The organism is Pseudomonas sp. EL_65y_Pfl1_R83, assembly GCF_963970695.1.
In the GTDB taxonomy this organism is placed as follows: domain Bacteria; phylum Pseudomonadota; class Gammaproteobacteria; order Pseudomonadales; family Pseudomonadaceae; genus Aquipseudomonas; species Aquipseudomonas tritici.
Window position 1 is genome coordinate 1 of the sequence record NZ_CAXAQI010000283.1, and the last position, 501, is coordinate 501.

The following is a 501-nucleotide window of genomic DNA, read 5'->3' on the forward strand; positions in this document are numbered from 1 at the left end:
CTCGTAGGCGAGCTTGACCAGGCTGTTTTCCTTCTTGCCGTTCGCGACGAGATACTTGCCCATCTCGCGGATGAACTCGCGGCTCGAATACGGGCGCGGCTCAAGCGAGTTGGCGATCTCGTAGATCGTGTGGTCGCAATCCTGGAGCTGCTCTTCGTCGATATAGGTATCGTAGATGCGGTCGATCAGCAGCGAGCGCAGCGTGTCATCATCAGGCACTTCCAGCGCCTGATAATGTTTGTGGCCGAGGCCTTCGAAGAAATCCATGTCGACGATCGACGCGCCCGTCGCGACGACGCCGTCGATCATGTTGTTGCGCAGCAGCTCGGCATAGAGATCCATGCAGCCGCCCGCCGAGGTCGAACCGGCGATGACGAGGAAGATCGAGCAATCGGGATCGGCGAGCATCTGGTTGTAGATGTCGGTCGCGCGGCCGAGGTCGCGGCTGGTGAAGCTCATCTTCTTCATCGCGTCGACGATCGGGCGCGCGTCGAACTTGGT

General features: G+C 60.1%; 1 protein-coding gene. It reads right to left on the reverse strand.

Annotated elements, in window-relative coordinates; translation table 11 throughout:
* Positions 1-501 (reverse strand): deoxyhypusine synthase family protein (locus tag AACY08_RS28890; RefSeq protein ID WP_339472501.1); only part of this gene is annotated, 501 nt, incomplete at both ends.